Here is a 19,514-nt window from a genome sequence, read left to right on the forward strand (position 1 = left end):
GGTATAGTTACAATCGACACCAAATATACCGAAAACTACGGTAGAAACTTATAAATAGCAACAAAAAGCAAAAAAAGGACGTTCGATGCCAGGGCTTTTGACCCCAGCATCCGTGGCAAAAGAAACGTCCCTACATATTTTTCAGGAAAGCTCTATAGCCTTTTACTGCCTCGTACACATCAGCCTTGCTACTGACTTCATATGGTGCGTGCATGGAAAGTACGGCAACACCGCTGTCGATGACTTCCATTCCGTACTGTGCCATGATGTAAGCGATGGTTCCGCCGCCGCCCACATCAACTTTACCGAGTTCAGCAAACTGATATGTAACTTCTGCATCGTCCATAACTTTGCGAATCTTTGCAAGGTATTCTGCGTTTGCGTCGTTGGAACCGTTCTTTCCGCGGCTTCCGGTAAATTTGTTGAATGCAAGTCCTTTGGTGAAGAATGCGGAACTGCGTTTTTCGAATGCGTCTGCAAACATCGGATCATAAGCTGCGCTTACATCAGAAGAAAGCATTCTGGAATTTGCCAGTGCACGGCGTACCTTCAGTTCGGATTCTCCTTCTGTCAGAGCGATCAGTTCTGCAACAACATTTTCGAAGAAACGGGAATGCATACCAGTTGCGCCAACACTTCCGATTTCTTCTTTATCTACCAGCAGGCAGCATCCTGTACGGGAAGCTAACTCCACATCCAGCATTGCAAACAGGGAGGTAAATGCGCAGACTCTGTCATCCTGTCCGTATGCAAGGATCATGCTGCGGTCAAATCCGAGATCTCTTGCTTTTCCTGCCGGAACGATTTCCAGTTCTGCAGACGCGAAATCTTTTTCTGAAATTCCATAGGTCTCTTCCAGAATCTTAAGTACGTTCGCTTTGATGGTATCTTTTTCTTCTTTTTCCAGATCCTCAGCCTGCTCGATCGGACGATTTCCGATTAGAAGATCGAGCTTCTCACCTTCGATCACTGCATTAGCCTTTTTCTCCATCTGCTGTGCGGAAAGATGCACAAGCAGATCGGTGATTACGAATACCGGATCGCTCTCTTTCTCACCGATACTGATATTTACAACAGAACCGTCAGTCTTTGCCACTACACCGTGAAGTGCCATCGGTCCTGTCACCCACTGATATTTCTTAATTCCGCCATAATAATGTGTATCCAGATAAGCCAGTCCTTCACTCTCATAAAGTGGATTCTGCTTTACGTCGATACGCGGTGAATCGATATGGGCCCCCAGAATATTCATACCGTTCGAGATCGGCTCTTCTCCGATACGGAACATAGCGATCATCTTTTCCATACATACTGCGTAAACCTTATCCCCGGATTTGAGCGGTGTGCCTTCAGCCATCACTTCTTTGACATCGCGGTATCCGGCTTCTTTTGCCATCTCTACCGCCAGAGCGATGCATTCACGCTCTGTCTTTCCTTTATCAAGGCAGTCCTTGTATTTTTCGTTAATCTCATGAAGCTCTTTCAGCTGCTCCTCGCCATAAGAATTCCACAGATTCTTTTCTTCCATTTTATTCCATACCTCTCTTTCTGAAATCAGCCGGTTGTCCGACTATTCTTTTACAGTATAAGCATCTTCGGGCGAGAAATCAAGTCAAATCGGCAAGCAATTCCGAAAGCATTTCCTGCATCGTTTTCCCGGAAACCGGATGACGTTTGTGGGGTGCGATTTCCACCATAGGTCCCAGCACGAATGTACGGTTCTGCATATCCGCATGCGGCACACAAAGGTCATCATCCTCAATAATTTCATGGTCGTAGAGAAGAATATCCAAATCAAGCGTTCTGGGTCCCCAATGGATCGTTCGCTCTCTTCCCGCCTCTTTTTCCAGCTCATGAAGCCTGTCCATCAATTCATGCGGTGTCAAAAGAGTCTCCAGCTTCACCGCACCATTCAGGAATTCATCCTGCTCTACTCTTCCATAAGGCTCTGTCGCAATCAATTTGGATACTTTCAGAAGCCGACACCCCTTTGTATGTGCAAGTCCATCCAGTGCTGATTCGATATAGCGTTTCTTATCCCCCATGTTGGATCCAACAGCCACATATACCTCATGCCACTTTCTGCTTATCTCCACAGATGCCGTATCAAGAGGAAGGGCGATCGGAGCCCAGGGCTTCTTAATCTCCAGATCCACCTGCCGTATACGGGGATCCGATTCAAGGACAGTCTCCGCCAGATGCTCTGCCACCGATTCGATCAGTTTAAATGTATTCTTTTCCATCTCATCCTTAATCAAATGACAAATGGTTCCGTAATTAACAGATTCATCAAGCAAGTCCGTTATTCCTGCTTTTCGTGTATTTAAATGAATCGCACAGCTTACCAGGAATTTCTGTCCCAATACTGTTTCTTCAGGAAATACACCATGATTGGCAAATACTTCCAGGTCTTTTATCTTAATCTTGTCCATTTTCATTTCTCACCTACTCTTTCCTGTATTTCTTCTTTCCTGCTCCCTTCGTCTCGTTTGTTCTATGGTCGCTTCAAAATTGCTTCCGTCATCCGGATCGCCCTGCGGTTTTTCTCGGCATCATGCACACGAACAAATCCATATCCGCACTGCACTGCCATCACAGTCGTCACAAGGGTTCCCTCTTCCCGTTCTGTCACCGGGAGATCCAAAGTAAGCCCGATCATCGATTTTCTGGACGTACCAAGCAGCATCGGATAGCCCAGTTCATTGAAACGATCCAGATGTTTCATAACATCCAGATTCATTTCATACGTCTTTCCGAATCCTACCCCCGGATCCAGCATAATCTTGTCATCCGCTATGCCTGCCTCTTTTGCCGCACGGATACATTTCTGCAGATCACAACACATATCTTCAATCAGATTTTCATAGATCGCCTCACTGCGGTTATGCATCAGACAGCAGGCGACATCATATTTTTTCACCAGAGGTGCCATCTCCTCATCATATAAAAAGCCCCAGATATCATTTACCATATCCGCGCCGGCCTGAAGTGCCGCCCCCGCCACCCTGCTTTTGTAGGTATCGATTGACACCGGCACATCAAAATTCTTCTTTACCGCCTCGATAAGAGGTGTAACTCTTTCTATTTCCTCTTCCTCAGTAATCTGCTGATGTCCGGGGCGGGTGGACTCTCCCCCTATATCCAGAATATCGCATCCACCTTTCAAGAGTTCCTCTGTGTGGCGCATAGCCGCATCATAATTGTTCCATTTTCCACCATCAGAAAAAGAATCCGGTGTCACGTTTAGAATTCCCATAATATATGTGTGATTTTTCACATCAAATTCTCTATTCCCGATTTTCATTTTCTCCATCTTCCTTCCATAAATCTTATTTGCACAAATCACCAGATGATCCGAAGATTCTTCTTCTCTTCTCCCCAGTCACACGCTTCTTTTGCCGTGCACGCAAAACAATTCCGGGAAGTTTTATCTGCATCATACAGTACTTCTGCCAACTTGTTCCCTCTCCCATTTTCTTTCGAATGCTCTCTGTGACTCAGAATTGCAAGCAAAATGCCCTTTTTCTCGTCTTCTTCGAATCCTGTATCCTCGAGGATCTGCTCCGCAATCTGCGCGCTTGCCTGCTCATGCGGAATTTTCTGCGCATACTGCATCCATTTTCCAATATCATGCAGTACAGCAGCAGCATAAATCGATTCCTTTGAAATCCCGTATCCTCTTTCCATGGAAAATATATATGCTAACCTGGCCACATCCAGAAAATGCTGCATATCATGTCCGCAGAAAATCCGATTCATTTCTTCCTGCCTGTTCTTTTCCATACACTCGACATAGAGCGGATGCGTACAGATCCGATGCACCCGCTCCATTTTTATTATTTCTTCCTGTTTCCTGCTCTGTTCCATTGTTATCAATTACTCCGCGCACATTCTGCTTTACTCTCTGATCATCTGAAAGAACATATTCTGCAGTCTTTCTTCCTCTGCAAATGCTCCCCTCGTCACAACGCTGACCGTCTTACTTCCAGGCTTTTTCACACCGCGCATAGTCATGCACATGTGTTCCGCTTCTGCCATCACCATAACTCCTTTCGGGTTCAGATGCTCCATCAGTGCATCCGCAATCTGAGCCGTCATCTGTTCCTGAAGCTGAAGCCTTCTGGCATATACCTCCACAGTTCTGGCGAGCTTGCTTAAGCCCACCACTTTTCCGTCCGGAATATATGCAATATGAACCTTCCCATAAAACGGAAGCATGTGATGTTCACACATGGAGTAAAATGTAATATCCTTTTCTACCACCATCTCATTATTTCTAACGGTAAATGTCTTCTTCAGGTGCTCTCCTGCATCCTCATCCATTCCGCCGCAAATTTCTTCGTACATTCTGGCGATACGATCCGGCGTCTCCACCAACCCTTCTCTTGTCGGATCTTCTCCGATTCCTTCCAACAGGAGCCTGACTGCCTGTTCCACTTTCTTGCGATCTACCATGACTTTTCTTCCTTTCCTTCCGCACATATGCGGATTACCTCTCCCAGATAAGAGAGAGAACCAAATACCAGCACCACTCCGTCTTTCCCTGCATTTTGCCTGGCAAACGCCAATGCTTCTCGGATACTTCCAGCCACCTCAACCGGAACCCCCTCTTCTTTCAGGTACTGAGCCAGCTTCTCCTTGTCAAGCGTTCGTTCCCGGTTCGGCAGATCCACCGTATACGCCTTTTCCAGATAAGGTGCCATGATCCCAGTCATCACTTTTGCCTCTTTATCCTTAAATACACCCATAACCGCCGTAATCCTTCTGCCCGCCAGATAACACCCGATATTCTCGGCAAGTCTTTCTGCGGCATCCCGATTATGTGCTCCGTCGACGATCACAAGCGGTTCCTCATCAAGAGCCTGGAATCGCCCCGGCCAGCACACTTGATCCAGTCCCTTCCGGACAGTCTGGTCACTGATCCCCAGCCCGGTATCCTTCAATGCTTCTATCGTTTCCAGCACAGTTACAGCATTGTCAATCTGATATCTTCCTGCCAGATTCAATCTCAGATTCTCATACTTTCCGTAGGAAAATCTCTGTCCCAGAATGTCCTCTTCCAGTATGACCGCCTTTTCCGGCAAGGCTTTGTACATCCTGCATCCGCATTCTTCCGATTTCTTTTTGAGAACCGCAAGAACTTCTTCCCTTTGTCCGGCCGTTACTACCACAGCCCCCGGTTTTATGATTCCGGCTTTCGTTTCCGCAATCTCCTCCAGCGTATTTCCCAGAATTCCCACATGATCCATACTGATCGAGGTAAATACACAGACCTTCGTCGTCTCCACAATATTCGTTGCATCCAGGAGTCCTCCCATTCCGGTCTCCAGCACAACATAGTCACAAGCATGTTTTCGAAAATACAGAAATGCGATGGCCGTCTCAATCTCAAATACAGTAGCTGTGAGGCCTGTTTTTTCTTCCACCTTTTCTGCCGCCTGCTTTACTTCAGGCACAAAAAGAGCGAGCTCGTCTTCCGCCATCCATTGACCATTGATCTGAAATCGTTCCATATAGTCCATGACCGTCGGTGACACATATCTTCCCACACAAAGCCCTGCCTCCTGCAAAATACAGGAAAGGCAGGCGAGAACAGACCCCTTCCCATTGGTACCTGCTATATGTATAAATTTCAAATCGTTTTGCGGATTTCCAAGCTCGCCAAGTAAGCTCTTTATACTATCTAAGCCAAGTACACTTCCGTATTTCGATACATGATCCAAATATACCCTTGCTTCTTCGTATAACATTATTTATTTCCTTCCAATGATGTTTTTCAACAGTTCCCTCTATTCTAACACACATTGCCGAAATAAAAAAGAGATTTTTATCACAACAGTGCACCACTACGATGCACTGCTGCATGACATCCATCTATTCGTACAGTGGATATTTGTCACAGATTTTCGTCACTTCCCTGCGGATTTCATCAAATTTACTGTCAAAATCCGTAACCGTCTTCTTAATCAGTTTTGCAATCACACGCATGTCCTCTTCCTTCAGGCCGCGAGTTGTAACCGCCGGTGTTCCGATACGGATTCCGCTTGTGACAAACGGACTTGCCGGATCATTCGGCACTGCATTCTTATTCACAGTGATATATACTTCATCCAGACGTTTCTGCATTTCCTTACCAGTCACACCCATGTTCTGCAGGTCGACCAGCATCAGATGATTATCGGTTCCGCCGCTCACGAGGTTGAAGCCTTCTTCCAGCATTCCTTCAGCCAGCACCTTTGCATTCTTCACAACCTGCTGCTGATATTCCTTGAACTCCGGTTTCAATGCCTCTCCGAAGCAGACAGCCTTCGCTGCAATGATATGCATCAAAGGTCCGCCCTGTGTCCCCGGGAAAATAGCTTTATCAATCGCTTTTGCATATTCTTCTTTGCACATGATTATTCCGCCTCTCGGTCCGCGGAGCGTCTTATGTGTGGTCGTCGTCACAACATCCGCATACGGAACCGGACTCTGATGAAGTCCTGCTGCAACAAGCCCTGCAATATGTGCCATATCGACAAATAAATAGGCGCCTACCTCTTTTGCAATGTCAGCAAAGATGTCAAACCGGATCTCTCTCGGATAAGCAGAAGCTCCTGCAACGATCATTTTCGGCTTACACTCTTTGGCAATTCTACGGATTTCATCATAATCGAGGAATCCCTCGTCGTTGACATTATACGGTACGAAATGATACAAAAGGCCGGACATATTGACCGGTGAGCCATGAGTCAAATGGCCTCCATGCGCCAGATTCAGCCCCATAACCGTATCTCCTGGCTTGAGAAATGCCTGATAAACAGCCATATTGGCGCTTGCCCCCGAATGTGGCTGTACGCAGACATGATCACAGCCGAAAAGCTTTTTTGCACGCTCGATTGCAAGATTTTCAAGAATATCCACATCTTCACAGCCGCCATAATAGCGTTTTCCCGGATATCCTTCCGCGTATTTATTGGTAGGTACCGTTCCCATCGCCAACATAACAGCCGGGCTTACGATATTCTCAGATGCGATCAGCTCCAGATTCCTTCTCTGCCGTCCCAGCTCCAACCCGAGTGCTTCGCCTACCTCCTTGTCATATTCACGAATGTAGTTCATGACATCTGTAATCATATTCATGGTCTTCTCCTCCTGTTCTTTTCTGCAAAAAGCAGGCAAAAAACTTTCACTTCAAAGTCTTCTGTCTGCTTTTCCTTTTTTTCACACAAGACCTTTTCGCAAGTTAAATCCTAGTATATAAACGGCTCCCTGCAAAGTCAAGCGTTAAATAATTATTTTATTTATTACAGCATCTCGATAAATGCCGCAATTCTTGTATTCAGCTGTCCGAGATCAGACTGGGAATAGTCCGTCTCCACGGAAATATACGGAATACCCTTTTCTTCATTTACAAATTTCATGATCTTTCTTGTTTCCACGCTATAAGTATGGCATGCCTGGAGAACCATCTCCACAACACCGTCCACCTTGTACTCATCGATCAGTCTTCCCAGAAGCTCCAGACGATTCGGGTTCGGAGTCATAACAGAACAGCCGATATTCAGATACCTTCTTGCCAGCGCATCGTATACATCCGGATTGTCTTCATCTACCAGCTTGTCAATAGACTTCGCTCCGGAGCAGTTTTCAAATGCAACAACCACACCGCCGTTACTCTCAATTGATTTTACGACTTTGACCGTTGCACCGCCGATCGGACATCCCGTAACCAGAATTCTCTTCTTCTTCGGCTCCATCTTGCCCTCTGCATACTCTTTCAAGATCTTGTCCGTCAGCGCATTGACCTCCTCCGGAAGCTTCTTTCTGTCAAATTTGAATGTACTTCCATAGAGAACATTGAACAGATTTTCTCCGCTGATCGGAGTCGGATCATTTTTCATCACCTCATACAGTCTCTTGAGCGCTCTTCTTCCCTCATTCTGAATACGGATGGCCTCTCGGATCTGCTCCTCCGTGATCTCCACTTCAAACTTTTCTTCCAGATACTCCTTAAACCGGATGATTTCTTTCTTCCAAAGCTTCAGGCTCTCTTCTTTCTGCGTATTTGGAAGCTCCATGATGAACATTTCTTTAAATTCAGACATATATTCATACATTTTTTTCTTACCGTCACAGGTCGTTTCCCCTACAACCACATCAGAGAAATAGAAGAACGGACATTTATCGCTTACAGCAAAACCGTAACTTGCTTTGATAAGCGGGCATAAGTTTCTCGGCAGATCCCGTTCTGCGATCGGGATCGTCTCATCTGTCATCGAGCAAAGTCCGACCGTAACCGCGCCCATCGCCATGGCGATCTCCTGCGGGAAATAGGTACAATAGGAACCTACAACCGGAATATTCTGATCTTTTATCTCCTTCATTGCCAAAAATGACTTTTTGCGCTGCTCCGCAAACTCTTCAAAAACCTCTGGTAATCCTTTGATAATTTCCATTTTCTTTTCCTCCATAAATAAATCATGAGATTTTTCCCAGATGCCTGCGGATTTCTCCGCATTTCATCCTATCTTTCATTATAAATTTCCCGATCCGCACATACAAATTTAAAATTCTGATAAATCTTGTCATTTATAGAGTATATCTATACCATAAAACAACCTCACCAAATACTTATTTACGCAAAATGAAAGAGCCCGGTATCCCAGACTCTTTCCATTCCTATATTACCATTCAAATTTCTTTTCAAAATAAGCTTTCAGATCTTCGATCTTTACTCTTTCCTGCTGCATAGTATCGCGGTCACGAACCGTAACTGCTCCATCTTCTTCTGACTCAAAATCATAAGTAACACAGAACGGTGTTCCGATTTCATCCTGACGACGGTATCTCTTTCCGATATTTCCTCTGTCATCAAATTCACAGTTGTAGTATTTGCTCAGCTCTGTGTAAACCTTTTCCGCGCCTTCATTCAATTTCTTTGAAAGCGGAAGTACACCGATCTTAACCGGAGCAAGAGCCGGATGGAAATGAAGAACTGTACGTTTTGTACCGTCTTCCAGATCTTCTTCATCATACGCGCCGCAAAGGAAAGCAAGTACCATACGGTCTGCACCGAGTGACGGCTCAATAACGTATGGAATGTATTTTTCATTTGTCTCATCATCAAAATAGGTCATATCCTGTCCGGATACATTCTGATGCTGAGTCAGGTCATAATCGGTTCTGTCTGCGATTCCCCACAGCTCACCCCATCCGAACGGGAAGAGGAATTCTACGTCTGTAGTAGCTTTGCTGTAGAAAGAAAGCTCTTCTTTGTCATGATCTCTGTAACGGACTTCGTCTTCTTTTAAGCCAAGTGTATAGAGCCAGTCCAGACAATATTTCTTCCAGTATGCGAACCACTCAAGATCGGTATCCGGTTTGCAGAAGAACTCAAGCTCCATCTGCTCGAACTCACGGGTACGGAATGTGAAGTTACCCGGTGTGATCTCGTTACGGAACGATTTACCGATCTGGCAGATACCAAACGGAAGTTTCTTTCTTGAAGTACGCTGTACATTCTTGAAGTTTACAAAGATACCCTGAGCCGTTTCCGGGCGCAGATAAACAACGTTCTTTGCATCTTCTGTTACACCCTGGAATGTCTTAAACATCAGGTTGAATTCGCGGATCTCTGTGAAATTATGCTTTCCGCAAGTCGGACACGGGATCTCATGTTCTCTCACAAATGTTTCCATCTGTTCATGTGACCATCCGTCAATACTATCCGGAAGATCAATTCCATTTTCCTTGGCGTAATCTTCAATCAATTTATCTGCACGGAAACGTTCATGACATTCTTTACAATCCATCAGCGGGTCACTGAATCCGCCCAGATGTCCGGATGCCACCCATGTCTGCGGGTTCATCAGAATTGCACAGTCTACACCAACGTTGTATGGATTCTCCTGTACAAACTTTTTCCACCATGCTTTCTTAACATTATTCTTTAATTCCACCCCGAGGTTACCATAATCCCATGTGTTGGCAAGCCCACCGTAGATTTCAGACCCAGGATACACAAAACCTCTTGACTTTGCTAAAGCTACAATTTTGTCCATTGTCTTTTCTACCATAATACCAATCCTCGCATTCTCTTCTTTTTTACAAAGACAATTGTTTCTACCAAAAATACACTTATCTTTGTGTGATTATCCTATTATACAGAGAGAATCCATATTTTGCAAGCATTCCTGCCATTTTTTTAACATATTGCGTCCAAAAAAATACATAATTAGCTATTATTTTAAGAAAATTCAGTCATTTTACCCCTGTATCCGTTCCATGTCCGGAGTTTTTTCTCTGGTCTCATCCCGATTTTCTTTATGTTTTTCAATAACATCCTGACAGATTTCCATACCTTTATAACTGAGATAATCTTCCACCCGCCCCGTCTGCGTAAATTTTTCCCAAAAGCACTCTTTCATCCCGGTCACCTCACCTGTTCTTCTGTTTCACAGCGTCCATAAACGCTGCTCATTATTAGGTTGTCCAATGACTTATGGGATATACTTTATAATATCTGGCAACTTTTTTTACAGCCAAAACCCTTGACAAATTCGTTTAGATTCCCGCAATCTGTTCCAGAATCTCCAGTGATTTAAAACGCTTCTCCACATATACATCCAGATACCGCTCCATTACTTTTCCGAACTCGTCCAAAACCTCATCACTCAAAGTAAACGCAAACAGTTTTTCAATCGAAGATGTCTCTACGTACTGCATGGCATAAAGTGTCGAACTGTTCAGTTTTATTATGTCATACACGCTCCGGCTGCATGCACTGCAGACAATGCCACCTTTTTTTGCACTGAATAACAGGCTTTTCTCTGTACTTCCACAGGATACACACTGGAATACCTGCGGTCCTTCTCCGTTGATGCTCACCGCTTTCAGTTCAAAGATATACCGGACCAGACGCAGCGGAATCAGTCTCTTTGTAAGTGCCCGCATGCTTTGGTAAAGCAGCTTCAGCATTTCTCGTTCGTCATTCGATTCTCTGGTATAATAGTCTGCAAATTCCAGAAAATAAAACGCATAATATGCCGCTTCCACATCCGTCCTCAGCTCCGCGAAATAGTTGGAAATATCCGCAGACTGGATCGTATACGAAGTCCGCCCTTCGAACATCGAAAAGACACCAAAAGAACAGGGAGCCGTGACCCCCGCCAAATGGCTCTGCGGACGTCTGGCCCCCTTGGCAAATGCAGATATTTTTCCTCTCTCCTTTGTCAGGATCACGACCCGTCTGTCGTATTCCCCGACCGGCGATGCCGAAAGTACCATCCCCGTCAAAGTGACGATCTGACTCATCTTTCCTGCCTCCTGCTTCCTGCATATTTTCAGGTCTGCCTTGTTCTCTTTCGTTTCATTTAAAGTCGATTATTCTTCATCTTCCCGGTAGCCAAAGTTCTTAATCAGGAAATCACTATCCCGCCAATCCTTCTTCACTTTGACCCACAATTGAAGATTCACCTTCATATCCAGCATTTTCTCAATCTCAAATCGCGCAGTGCTGCCAATTTTCTTAAGCATGGCTCCCTGTTTTCCGATAATGATTCCCTTGTGGGAGTCCCGCTCACAGATGATCGTAGCCTCAATATCCATCACTTTCTTGCGCGCCTTCATTTTCTCGATCGAAACTGCAATCCCGTGCGGGATCTCTTCGTTCAGACAGTGCAATGCCTTCTCCCGGATGATCTCTGCAACAATCTGCCGCTCCGGCTGATCCGTGACGGTATCCTCATCGTAAAACTGCGGGCCATACGGAAGATATTTCATAATTACCTTCAGCAGTTCTTCGGTATTATCTCCTGTCCTTGCGGAAACCGGAACGATATCCGCAAAATCAAAGATCTCACTGTATTTCGCAATACACGGAAGCACATCTTCTTTTTTCACAGAATCCACTTTATTGATCACCAGAACGACCGGTGTATTCACCTTTTTCAGCTGCTGTACGATATGCTGCTCGCCGGCTCCGATAAAGGTCGTGGGCTCGACCAGCCAGAGCACCACATCCACTTCATTCAGGGTACGTTCCGCAACATTTACCATATATTCACCAAGCTTATTCTTGGCTTTATGAATTCCGGGCGTATCCACAAAAACGATCTGCCCTTTCTCCGTTGTCAGAACCGTCTGGATCCGGTTTCTTGTCGTCTGCGGTTTGTTGGATGTGATCGCAATCTTCTGCCCGATCAGATAATTCATCAACGTTGATTTTCCCACGTTCGGTCTTCCGATGAGTGTCACAAATCCCGATTTATAATCTGCTCTCATGTATCCTCCTTCTCCTCGCTGCCCATTGCGGCCTTTCTTTCTAGAATAAATCCTTTACTTCCATAAAGACATCTTTTTCTTCTTCAATCTTCGCTTCATTTCCGATCACACAGATCTGATTTCCGGCAAGTACTGCCTTCGCCACAGGAGCCAGAGCGCGAATATCCTCCTGCGTAGCCTCAAGGATCTGCTGCCGTTCTGTACGAATCATCTCTTCACTCACATGATTCATATACAGATTCATGGAGCGATCCCCTTTTGCTGCCGGTGTCATCGGCTGATCAATATTGCTGATGGTCCCGATGATATATTTGGTCATGTCACGCTCACTTACGGTGAAATTCTCCAGATACTCCGGAACACCGTCATAGACTTCCAGCGTCTTTTTCAGGTTCGGATCACGATAAGACACAAAATATCCCTCACCAATCCGGTTGAAATTACTCATGCATCCGTAAGCTCCGCCCTTCACGCGGATGTTAACCCAGAGATATTCATAGCTCATAATCACCTTCAGAATCTGAAGCGCTCCGGTATAGGATTCGCCCGCATCGATAAAGTTTCCGGCCTTTGCGGCAAACTGTACTTTAGATGAGGTCTTGAAGCCTTCATTTTTCTGCTCGCACCGGATCACGCATGCCGGCTTTGCTTCCTGCTCATCAAACAATGCCATGTTCAGCTTCTCGAGTTCATTCTCCAGTCCGGCAAGACCTTCTCTAGATGCTGTGTAACTTACCATCATATTTCCTCTGCAGAACAGGGTTTTTACCAAAGACTGCAGTATCGTTATCAGTTCTTCTTTCTCTTTTTCAAAATGTTCTTCCATTCGGCTGACATTCTGGTAGTACTCAATACCGCTTGTCATATCCTTGAATCTGGAGATTGGAGAACGATAAGACATCGCCCGCAGCGCAGACGCAGAGTGTCCTGAAGACAGGAAACGTGCCTGCATCCGTGATTTATTCATGGACAGGATCTCCTTCAAACGTTTCTCATCATCCAGTTTCGAACAAATGAGGATCTCCTGCATCATCTCAAGTGCAAATGGAATCTTCTCATACAGCGCCTTGGTCTTAATCTCAAATGTCGCTTTAAATTCTTTTTCTTTTACCTTTGTCACATCCGGATATAATTCGAGAGAGGTCCCGATTCCTCCGGTATTGACATTGATTTCATTAAACAATTCACCGTAATCATAATGCTCCGTATCGATGATTCCGAGCACTGCCTGCAACACACCGACATACGGAAGCTGTTCCGCCGGAACTTCTGACAGATCGAACATCAGATCCAGATATCCGATTCCGTTCGTCTCAATCTCATGGAATACCACCGGAACTCCCGCCAGAGTCATCTCCTCATTGTAAACCGGAGCGATTTCCCTTGAGATATCTTCTCTTTCCAACATCGGGATCTTCTCCAGTTCTTCCTGACTGGACGGCTCCTCCTGATACTCCAGAAGCCGTCTGGTATCCTCTACCAGTTTCTCGATTTCCGCATCGCTTAAGGAGGCCTTATATGCCTGCAGTTTATCGTGAAGTTCTGCATCCAGGCGCGCAGTGCGTCCCTGTTCCGGCAGTACGGTCACAATAGAGCCATGCGGATTATCCAGCAGATATTTCTGGATCAATTCTTCAAAATATCCGTTCTTCACCTGTTTTTTCATAAACGCAAATGTATCCAATGCCTCCACATGGATGAACGGTTTTGTCTCATCGTAAAGCCAGCTGTCAAAAATCTGAAGCCCATACATGAGTCCCTTCGGATATCCTCCGAAATCTGCTTCTCTGTAACGGAATTCATGATAATTGATTCCCGCCTCAAGTGCTTTGGGATCCATGCCCTCTTCCACGATCTTCTTTAATGTACTTTCAATGATACGGACAAATTCGTCTTTCTGATCTTCATTTGCATTTTTTGCGACCACAGAGAAAATCGGTTGGTAAATACTGTTATCATAAGAACCGGTAATATCCTTTCCGATTCCGGCATCCATAAGCGCCTTCTTAAGCGGTGCCCCCGGCGCAGAGAGGAGTGCATAATCCAGAATCTGAAACGCAAGGTAAAGCTCTCTGTCCAAACTCGTTCCGACTACTTTATTATAAGAAAGATAGGTATTATCTTCCAAAGGTTCATTACTGGAAACCGAATATTTCATGGAAAGGTCACGTACCGCATCAAATGGCTTCTGGAGATGAATCTCAGAATCCACCTCGATCTTATCATATTTACAGAGGTATTCCCGATCCAGCCATTCCAGCTTTTCAGCCATATCCATATCGCCATACAGATAAATGTAACTGTTTGACGGATGATAGTAAGTCCTGTGGAAATCCAGATATTCTTCATAAGTCAGATTCGGGATCTCATCCGGATCCCCGCCGGACTCATTTGCATAAGTCGTATCCGGGAAAAGCGAATTCAGAATCACCCGATCCAGCACACCGTCCGGAGAAGAAAATGCGCCCTTCATTTCATTGTATACCACGCCGTTATAAGACAATTCCCCGTCCTTGTCCTCCAGCTGGTAGCTCCATCCCTCCTGGCGGAAGATTTCTTCATGCTTATAAATATTAGGATGAAGCACGGCATCCATATAGACATCCATCAGATTCTGAAAATCCTTATCATTACAGCTTGCGATCGGATACACCGTCTTATCCGGATACGTCATGGCATTCAAAAAGGTGTTCAGAGATCCTTTGACCAGTTCCACAAACGGATCCTTAGCCGGGAATTTCTCCGATCCGCAGAGTACCGTATGCTCCATGATATGCGGCACACCGGTACTGTTCTTCGTCGGTGTGCGGAATGCAATGTTAAAGACTTTGTTATCATCATCATTGGAAATCAACAGCACTCTTGCCCCGCTCTTTTTATGCTTCAAAAGTGCACCTTCTGATTTCAGATCATCCAGTTTGCGCTGCTCAATCACCTCATATGCAGCCAGTTTTGTCAAATCCATGTTTCTGTTCCTCCCAATTCTATCTTGTAATGTTATATTCTTTCTTATCATAATGATATATGTTGTTATTTGCATTATAAAAAACGATACTTCATACTGTGCATATGAAACAGTTTATCACACCCGTTCAAAATGTACAAGGGTTCGGAATTTGTTCCTCCCTTCCTTTGTAACATTTCATTCTTGCGACTGAACGGAGTGTTTTCATTCCAGAATTTCTGGTTTGGGGCAGTGCCAAGATATTGTCTTTACGGGTTATTCTACAATTCCATTCCAATAAACCGTAACATATCACTGCTCCCTGTGTACCATTTTCTCATATGCATAACAGCATAAAAAAACCGCTGCACTTTCCTCATAATGCAACGGTTTTCCTATTTTATGCCTCTTCAGCCGGATTCAGTTTACTAATTACAAACAAGGTTCCAAGCATCAGAACGATTCCGATTGGAAGAGCGATCCATGCGCTCTGTACAAAACCTGCTACGATGTAAGTTACAAAGGATACGGCCGCACAGGTGATTGCATACGGAAGCTGCGTATTTACATGATTGATATGGTTACTCTGGGCTCCTGCGGAAGCCATGATCGTTGTATCGGAAATCGGTGAGCAGTGGTCACCACACACTGCCCCTGCCATACATGCAGAAATAGAAATGATCATCATCGTTTCATTTCTTCCTTCAAATACTGCAACAACGATCGGGATCAGGATACCGAAAGTACCCCATGATGTTCCGGTCGCAAATGCGAGGAAACATGCTACCAGGAAAATGATTGCCGGAAGCAGATTCATAAGTCCCTGTGCACTGGTTTCCATCATACCAGCTACAAACTCTTTCGCGCCAAGACTGTCTGTCATCGCCTTCAGGGTCCATGCAAAGGTCAGGATCAGGATTGCAGGAACCATTGCCTTAAATCCGTCCGGGATGCAGGACATACAGTCGCTGAAGCTCAACACTTTTCTTACCACATACAGAATGATTGTGATGATAAATCCGAAGAAGCTTCCCAATACCAGGCCAACAGAAGCATCACTGTTGGAGAATGCTTCTACAAAGCCGACCCCGTCAAAGAAACCGCCTGTATAGATCATTCCGATCACGCAACAGATGATCAGGGAAAGGATTGGAATCAGCAGATCGATCACCTTGCCCTTACCGTTATCGGTCATATCCTCCTCCGCATTTGCATACGGACGATCCGGAGTTGTATAAAGATCACCTTTTTTTGCATTTGTTTCATGAACTTTCATTGGTCCATATTCTACTTTCATCAGAACCATTCCCACCATCATTACGATTGTAAGCAATGCATAGAAATTATAAGGGATTGCACGAATGAAAATGGAAAATCCGTCTTCACCTTCAACAAAACCAGTCACTGCAGCAGCCCAGGAAGAAATCGGTGCAATAATGCAGACCGGTGCAGCCGTAGCGTCAATCAGATATGCAAGCTTTGCACGGGATACATTCTGTTTGTCTGTAACCGGACGCATTACACTTCCGACTGTCAGACAGTTAAAATAGTCATCAATGAAAATCAACACACCCAGAAGAATGGTCGCAAGCTGAGCGCCTGCTCTGCTCTTGATATGGGAACTTGCCCATCTTCCGAAAGCCGCAGAACCACCCGCTTTGTTCATCAGGCAGACCATTGTTCCCAGGATTACAAGGAACACCAGAATACCCACATTGTAGCTGTCTGATAATACTCCGATAATTCCGTCCTGGAAAATGTGTGTGATCGTTCCTTCAAATCCGAATCCTGAATAGAAAAGACTTCCTACCAGAATTCCAATAAACAGGGAACTGTACACTTCCTTTGTGATCAGTGCAAGTGCAATCGCAACGATCGGCGGAACCAGTGCCCAGAAGCTCGCGTACATTGACGGCACATATTCCTCTGCCTCTTCAGCCGCAAGTGCCACCAGCGGGCAACAGCTTACCGAAACGATAAGTGCTGCAAACGCGTAAAGCATTTTTTTCAATTTTTCTCTCATTTTTCATCCTCTCTTTTCCATAAAAAATACCATGAATAACGCTTTCCCGTAAGGCGCATTCATGGCATAATTCTTCTGTAAATTCATCATTCGGTCCATATCCTTGATAGCGCTCCACATACGTGACAGTCCGATACATATTCTGTACCGTCCCAGAAACCGACTTTGGGAAATCAGTCTCTTCGGCGGACTCCCCTTTCACAGCGATCGCCTTCCCGGCTATATGATCTCTGCTACTCATGAATTCCGCGCCTCTATCCAGCTCTTTATTCATATAGTTATACTTGTAACATTTTTATGGAGTCTTGTCAATGTATTTCCCGCTATTAACAGACTTTTCCTGATTTAGTTTCGAAAAACCATATAAATTCTTTGATGCTTTTCATCGTTTCTATTCCCTATGATAAATCTCATGAAACCGCTTATAAAGAGGTGACAGCTTCCCATAGATCTCCTTGTATACATCTGTATACAACTCATCATAAACCTGATGAATTTTCTCATCCGGCTCAAACCTATCCTTTTCATGGACCATTGCTTTTACCCCATCTTCATAGCTCTCAAACACCCCGATTCCCACGAATGCGGCAAGTGCACAGCCGATTCCGGTAGCCTCATATGTCTGTGTCCTCACAACAGGCAGTCCAAACATGTGGGCCGTGATCTGACAGATCTCATCACTCTGCGATCCTCCTCCTCCGAGATAGATTGCCTGAAATTTATGACCGGCTCTCTGCTCCATCACTTTCATTCCGTCGATCAATGCGAAATTAATTCCTTCAATAATCGCGCGATACAGATGGATCCTGGTATGAGCATCCGAAAATCCTATGATTGCTCCTCTTGCAGTCGGCATCGTGATATTCGGCGTAAAATATGGTTGGAACAGAAGTCCCTCACAACCTTCCGGAACGTTTTTGAGACTCTGATTAAGAAGTTTCTCCGGAGAAATACCCAGTCTCTTTGCCTGAATCACCTCTTTTGCCACAAACTCTTTCTTAAACCATGACACCAGCCAGTATCCACGAAAAATCTCAATTTCCGGATTATAGCATTCCCGGATGATTGCCGGGTAAGGTGGAATAAACCGCTCCGGTTCCAGATAACGATCCATCATAAAGGTAATCGTTGCAGTAGTCCCCAGACCTACCGCCGCCTTCTCTTTAGTCACACAGCCAAGCCCCAATATCTCGCAAGCCTTGTCCGACCAGACTCGCCGCGGCATCCGCCATATGCCCTGTCATTTTGTAAATCAAATATCCGCTCAGAAGCAGGTATTTGTCCGTCTTTTCCCATATGTCCGGTTCTTCTTCCATGGCTTTAGTCCCCCGTCATTTTATTTGATATCGTCTCTTAAGAACCTCTTTTCTTCTTCTTTCAGATCAAGTCCCAGCGTTCCGCCCGGATTCATAACATAATCTTTATCAAAATACTCTTTCAACGCTCTGAAAACTCCGTATTCCGTTCTTCCAAGCTGTCCCTCGAGCCATGGCGCAAACATTTTGCCAATTCCGTGATGATGACTCATGGAAGCTCCGGATTTCTGGATGGCATCCAGAATCGTGCTGTGATAACGCTTAAATTCTTCTGCATCATCCATTCTTGTGATAAAAATGAAATACAGATTTGCCCCCTGCGGATAGCAATGTGACATATGCGTCGTCACGATCGTATTCGGAAGTGCATGGCAGACTTTGCGCACCTCGCGGTGTACTTTCTCCATATTGGACCAGTTGACGGTACATTCCAGTGTATCCGTGATTATACCGAAATCCAACAGCGTGTCTCTTAAATACGGATCATTGAAACGTCCCTTCTCCCAGCTTTTTGTAACAAAAGAAGTGAGACTCATCGCACCATATTTATATGCGATGCGTTTGATATTTTTGGCAACATTTTTGGAATAGCCTTTCTCCCCATCTGTAAATCCAAGGAACAGACAGCGCTGCATATCCCGATATCCTCTCACATCCAAAAGGTTCCAGAGCGGGGTATCGTCTACATTATAGAGACGTAGCATCAGGTTCGTCTCCTCCGGATCAGATAACCGGAAAACAGAGGCAAAACCGGCTTCACACTGCATCATCTCTCTCGCCGCTGCCTGAGCCACTTTCCAGTTCTTAAAGATGAAAGAAAAACGTTTTCTGTTTTCCGGCATCCAGCGGAATATCTGTGACATGCTCCCACTACTTAAGCCCTAAAGCTTTGAAGTAGGGGCTTCTTACTCAATAACCCGATAGGGCTAAGTATCAATAAGCTATCCCCGCGTGCCCCGCGGTTCTT

General features: G+C 45.1%; 17 protein-coding genes and 1 riboswitch. All 17 genes read right to left on the reverse strand.

What is annotated here, in order from left to right; all coding sequences use genetic code 11:
• Window positions 1-130: 130 nt before the first annotated feature.
• The 17 genes from ACTNBF_RS14720 to ACTNBF_RS14800 all read right to left on the reverse strand — a co-directional run bounded on the left by ACTNBF_RS14720 (window position 131) and on the right by ACTNBF_RS14800 (window position 19,389).
• Window positions 131-1,528, reverse strand: a complete 1,398-nt coding sequence (locus ACTNBF_RS14720) for an aminopeptidase (RefSeq protein ID WP_441089561.1) — start codon at window positions 1,526-1,528, stop codon at window positions 131-133.
• Window positions 1,529-1,607: 79 nt separating this feature from the next.
• Complete coding sequence (gene folK, locus ACTNBF_RS14725; RefSeq protein WP_441089562.1) at window positions 1,608-2,432, reverse strand: 2-amino-4-hydroxy-6-hydroxymethyldihydropteridine diphosphokinase; 825 nt, start codon at window positions 2,430-2,432, stop codon at window positions 1,608-1,610.
• A gap of 62 nt (window positions 2,433-2,494) precedes the next feature.
• A complete protein-coding gene (gene folP, locus ACTNBF_RS14730; protein WP_427805417.1) occupies window positions 2,495-3,304 on the reverse strand; it encodes a dihydropteroate synthase in 810 nt (269 codons plus the stop codon).
• Window positions 3,305-3,342: 38 nt separating this feature from the next.
• The gene (locus ACTNBF_RS14735; RefSeq protein WP_427805416.1) at window positions 3,343-3,867 is read right to left on the reverse strand and encodes an HD domain-containing protein; all 525 of its coding nucleotides are present in this window, start codon (window positions 3,865-3,867) and stop codon (window positions 3,343-3,345) included.
• Between the two features lie 30 nt (window positions 3,868-3,897).
• Window positions 3,898-4,455 (reverse strand): GTP cyclohydrolase I FolE, encoded by a 558-nt coding sequence (folE, locus tag ACTNBF_RS14740; RefSeq protein WP_427805414.1) that lies wholly within the window; start codon window positions 4,453-4,455, stop codon window positions 3,898-3,900.
• Window positions 4,449-5,750: a bifunctional folylpolyglutamate synthase/dihydrofolate synthase gene (locus ACTNBF_RS14745; RefSeq protein ID WP_441089563.1), complete on the reverse strand. Its 1,302-nt coding sequence runs from the start codon at window positions 5,748-5,750 to the stop codon at window positions 4,449-4,451. Before ACTNBF_RS14745 ends, folE begins: the two co-directional genes overlap by 7 nt.
• A 124-nt stretch (window positions 5,751-5,874) precedes the next feature.
• On the reverse strand, window positions 5,875-7,122 hold the full coding sequence (glyA, locus tag ACTNBF_RS14750) for a serine hydroxymethyltransferase (RefSeq protein ID WP_441026920.1): 1,248 nt from the start codon (window positions 7,120-7,122) through the stop codon (window positions 5,875-5,877).
• A gap of 164 nt (window positions 7,123-7,286) precedes the next feature.
• Window positions 7,287-8,438 carry a double-cubane-cluster-containing anaerobic reductase gene (locus ACTNBF_RS14755; protein ID WP_441089564.1) on the reverse strand — a complete coding sequence of 384 codons (1,152 nt, stop codon included), beginning with the start codon at window positions 8,436-8,438 and terminating at the stop codon, window positions 7,287-7,289.
• A 228-nt stretch (window positions 8,439-8,666) separates the two neighbouring features.
• Window positions 8,667-10,058 carry a glycine--tRNA ligase gene (locus tag ACTNBF_RS14760; RefSeq protein ID WP_427805408.1) on the reverse strand — a complete coding sequence of 464 codons (1,392 nt, stop codon included), beginning with the start codon at window positions 10,056-10,058 and terminating at the stop codon, window positions 8,667-8,669.
• A gap of 189 nt (window positions 10,059-10,247) precedes the next feature.
• Window positions 10,248-10,409 (reverse strand): hypothetical protein, encoded by a 162-nt coding sequence (locus tag ACTNBF_RS14765; protein ID WP_427805406.1) that lies wholly within the window; start codon window positions 10,407-10,409, stop codon window positions 10,248-10,250.
• Window positions 10,410-10,545: 136 nt separating this feature from the next.
• Window positions 10,546-11,295, reverse strand: coding sequence for a DNA repair protein RecO (gene recO, locus ACTNBF_RS14770; RefSeq protein ID WP_427805405.1), 750 nt, complete (start codon window positions 11,293-11,295; stop codon window positions 10,546-10,548).
• 69 nt (window positions 11,296-11,364) lie between these two features.
• Window positions 11,365-12,264 carry a GTPase Era gene (gene era, locus ACTNBF_RS14775; RefSeq protein ID WP_441026918.1) on the reverse strand — a complete coding sequence of 300 codons (900 nt, stop codon included), beginning with the start codon at window positions 12,262-12,264 and terminating at the stop codon, window positions 11,365-11,367.
• 40 nt (window positions 12,265-12,304) lie between these two features.
• Complete coding sequence (locus ACTNBF_RS14780; RefSeq protein ID WP_441089565.1) at window positions 12,305-15,229, reverse strand: insulinase family protein; 2,925 nt, start codon at window positions 15,227-15,229, stop codon at window positions 12,305-12,307.
• A 379-nt stretch (window positions 15,230-15,608) separates the two neighbouring features.
• A complete protein-coding gene (locus tag ACTNBF_RS14785) occupies window positions 15,609-17,117 on the reverse strand; it encodes a Na+/H+ antiporter NhaC family protein (protein ID WP_441089568.1) in 1,509 nt (502 codons plus the stop codon).
• A 213-nt stretch (window positions 17,118-17,330) separates the two neighbouring features.
• Window positions 17,331-17,496: riboswitch (Lysine riboswitch) on the reverse strand.
• Window positions 17,497-17,622: 126 nt separating this feature from the next.
• Window positions 17,623-18,402 carry an FGGY-family carbohydrate kinase gene (locus ACTNBF_RS14790; protein ID WP_441089566.1) on the reverse strand — a complete coding sequence of 260 codons (780 nt, stop codon included), beginning with the start codon at window positions 18,400-18,402 and terminating at the stop codon, window positions 17,623-17,625.
• The gene (locus ACTNBF_RS14795; protein WP_441026912.1) at window positions 18,395-18,547 is read right to left on the reverse strand and encodes a hypothetical protein; all 153 of its coding nucleotides are present in this window, start codon (window positions 18,545-18,547) and stop codon (window positions 18,395-18,397) included. Before ACTNBF_RS14795 ends, ACTNBF_RS14790 begins: the two co-directional genes overlap by 8 nt.
• A 20-nt stretch (window positions 18,548-18,567) precedes the next feature.
• Window positions 18,568-19,389 carry an FAD-binding oxidoreductase gene (locus ACTNBF_RS14800; protein WP_441089567.1) on the reverse strand — a complete coding sequence of 274 codons (822 nt, stop codon included), beginning with the start codon at window positions 19,387-19,389 and terminating at the stop codon, window positions 18,568-18,570.
• Window positions 19,390-19,514: the final 125 nt, after the last annotated feature.

The organism is Bariatricus sp. HCP28S3_A4, assembly GCF_052066395.1.
In the GTDB taxonomy this organism is placed as follows: Bacteria; Bacillota; Clostridia; order Lachnospirales; family Lachnospiraceae; genus Allocoprococcus.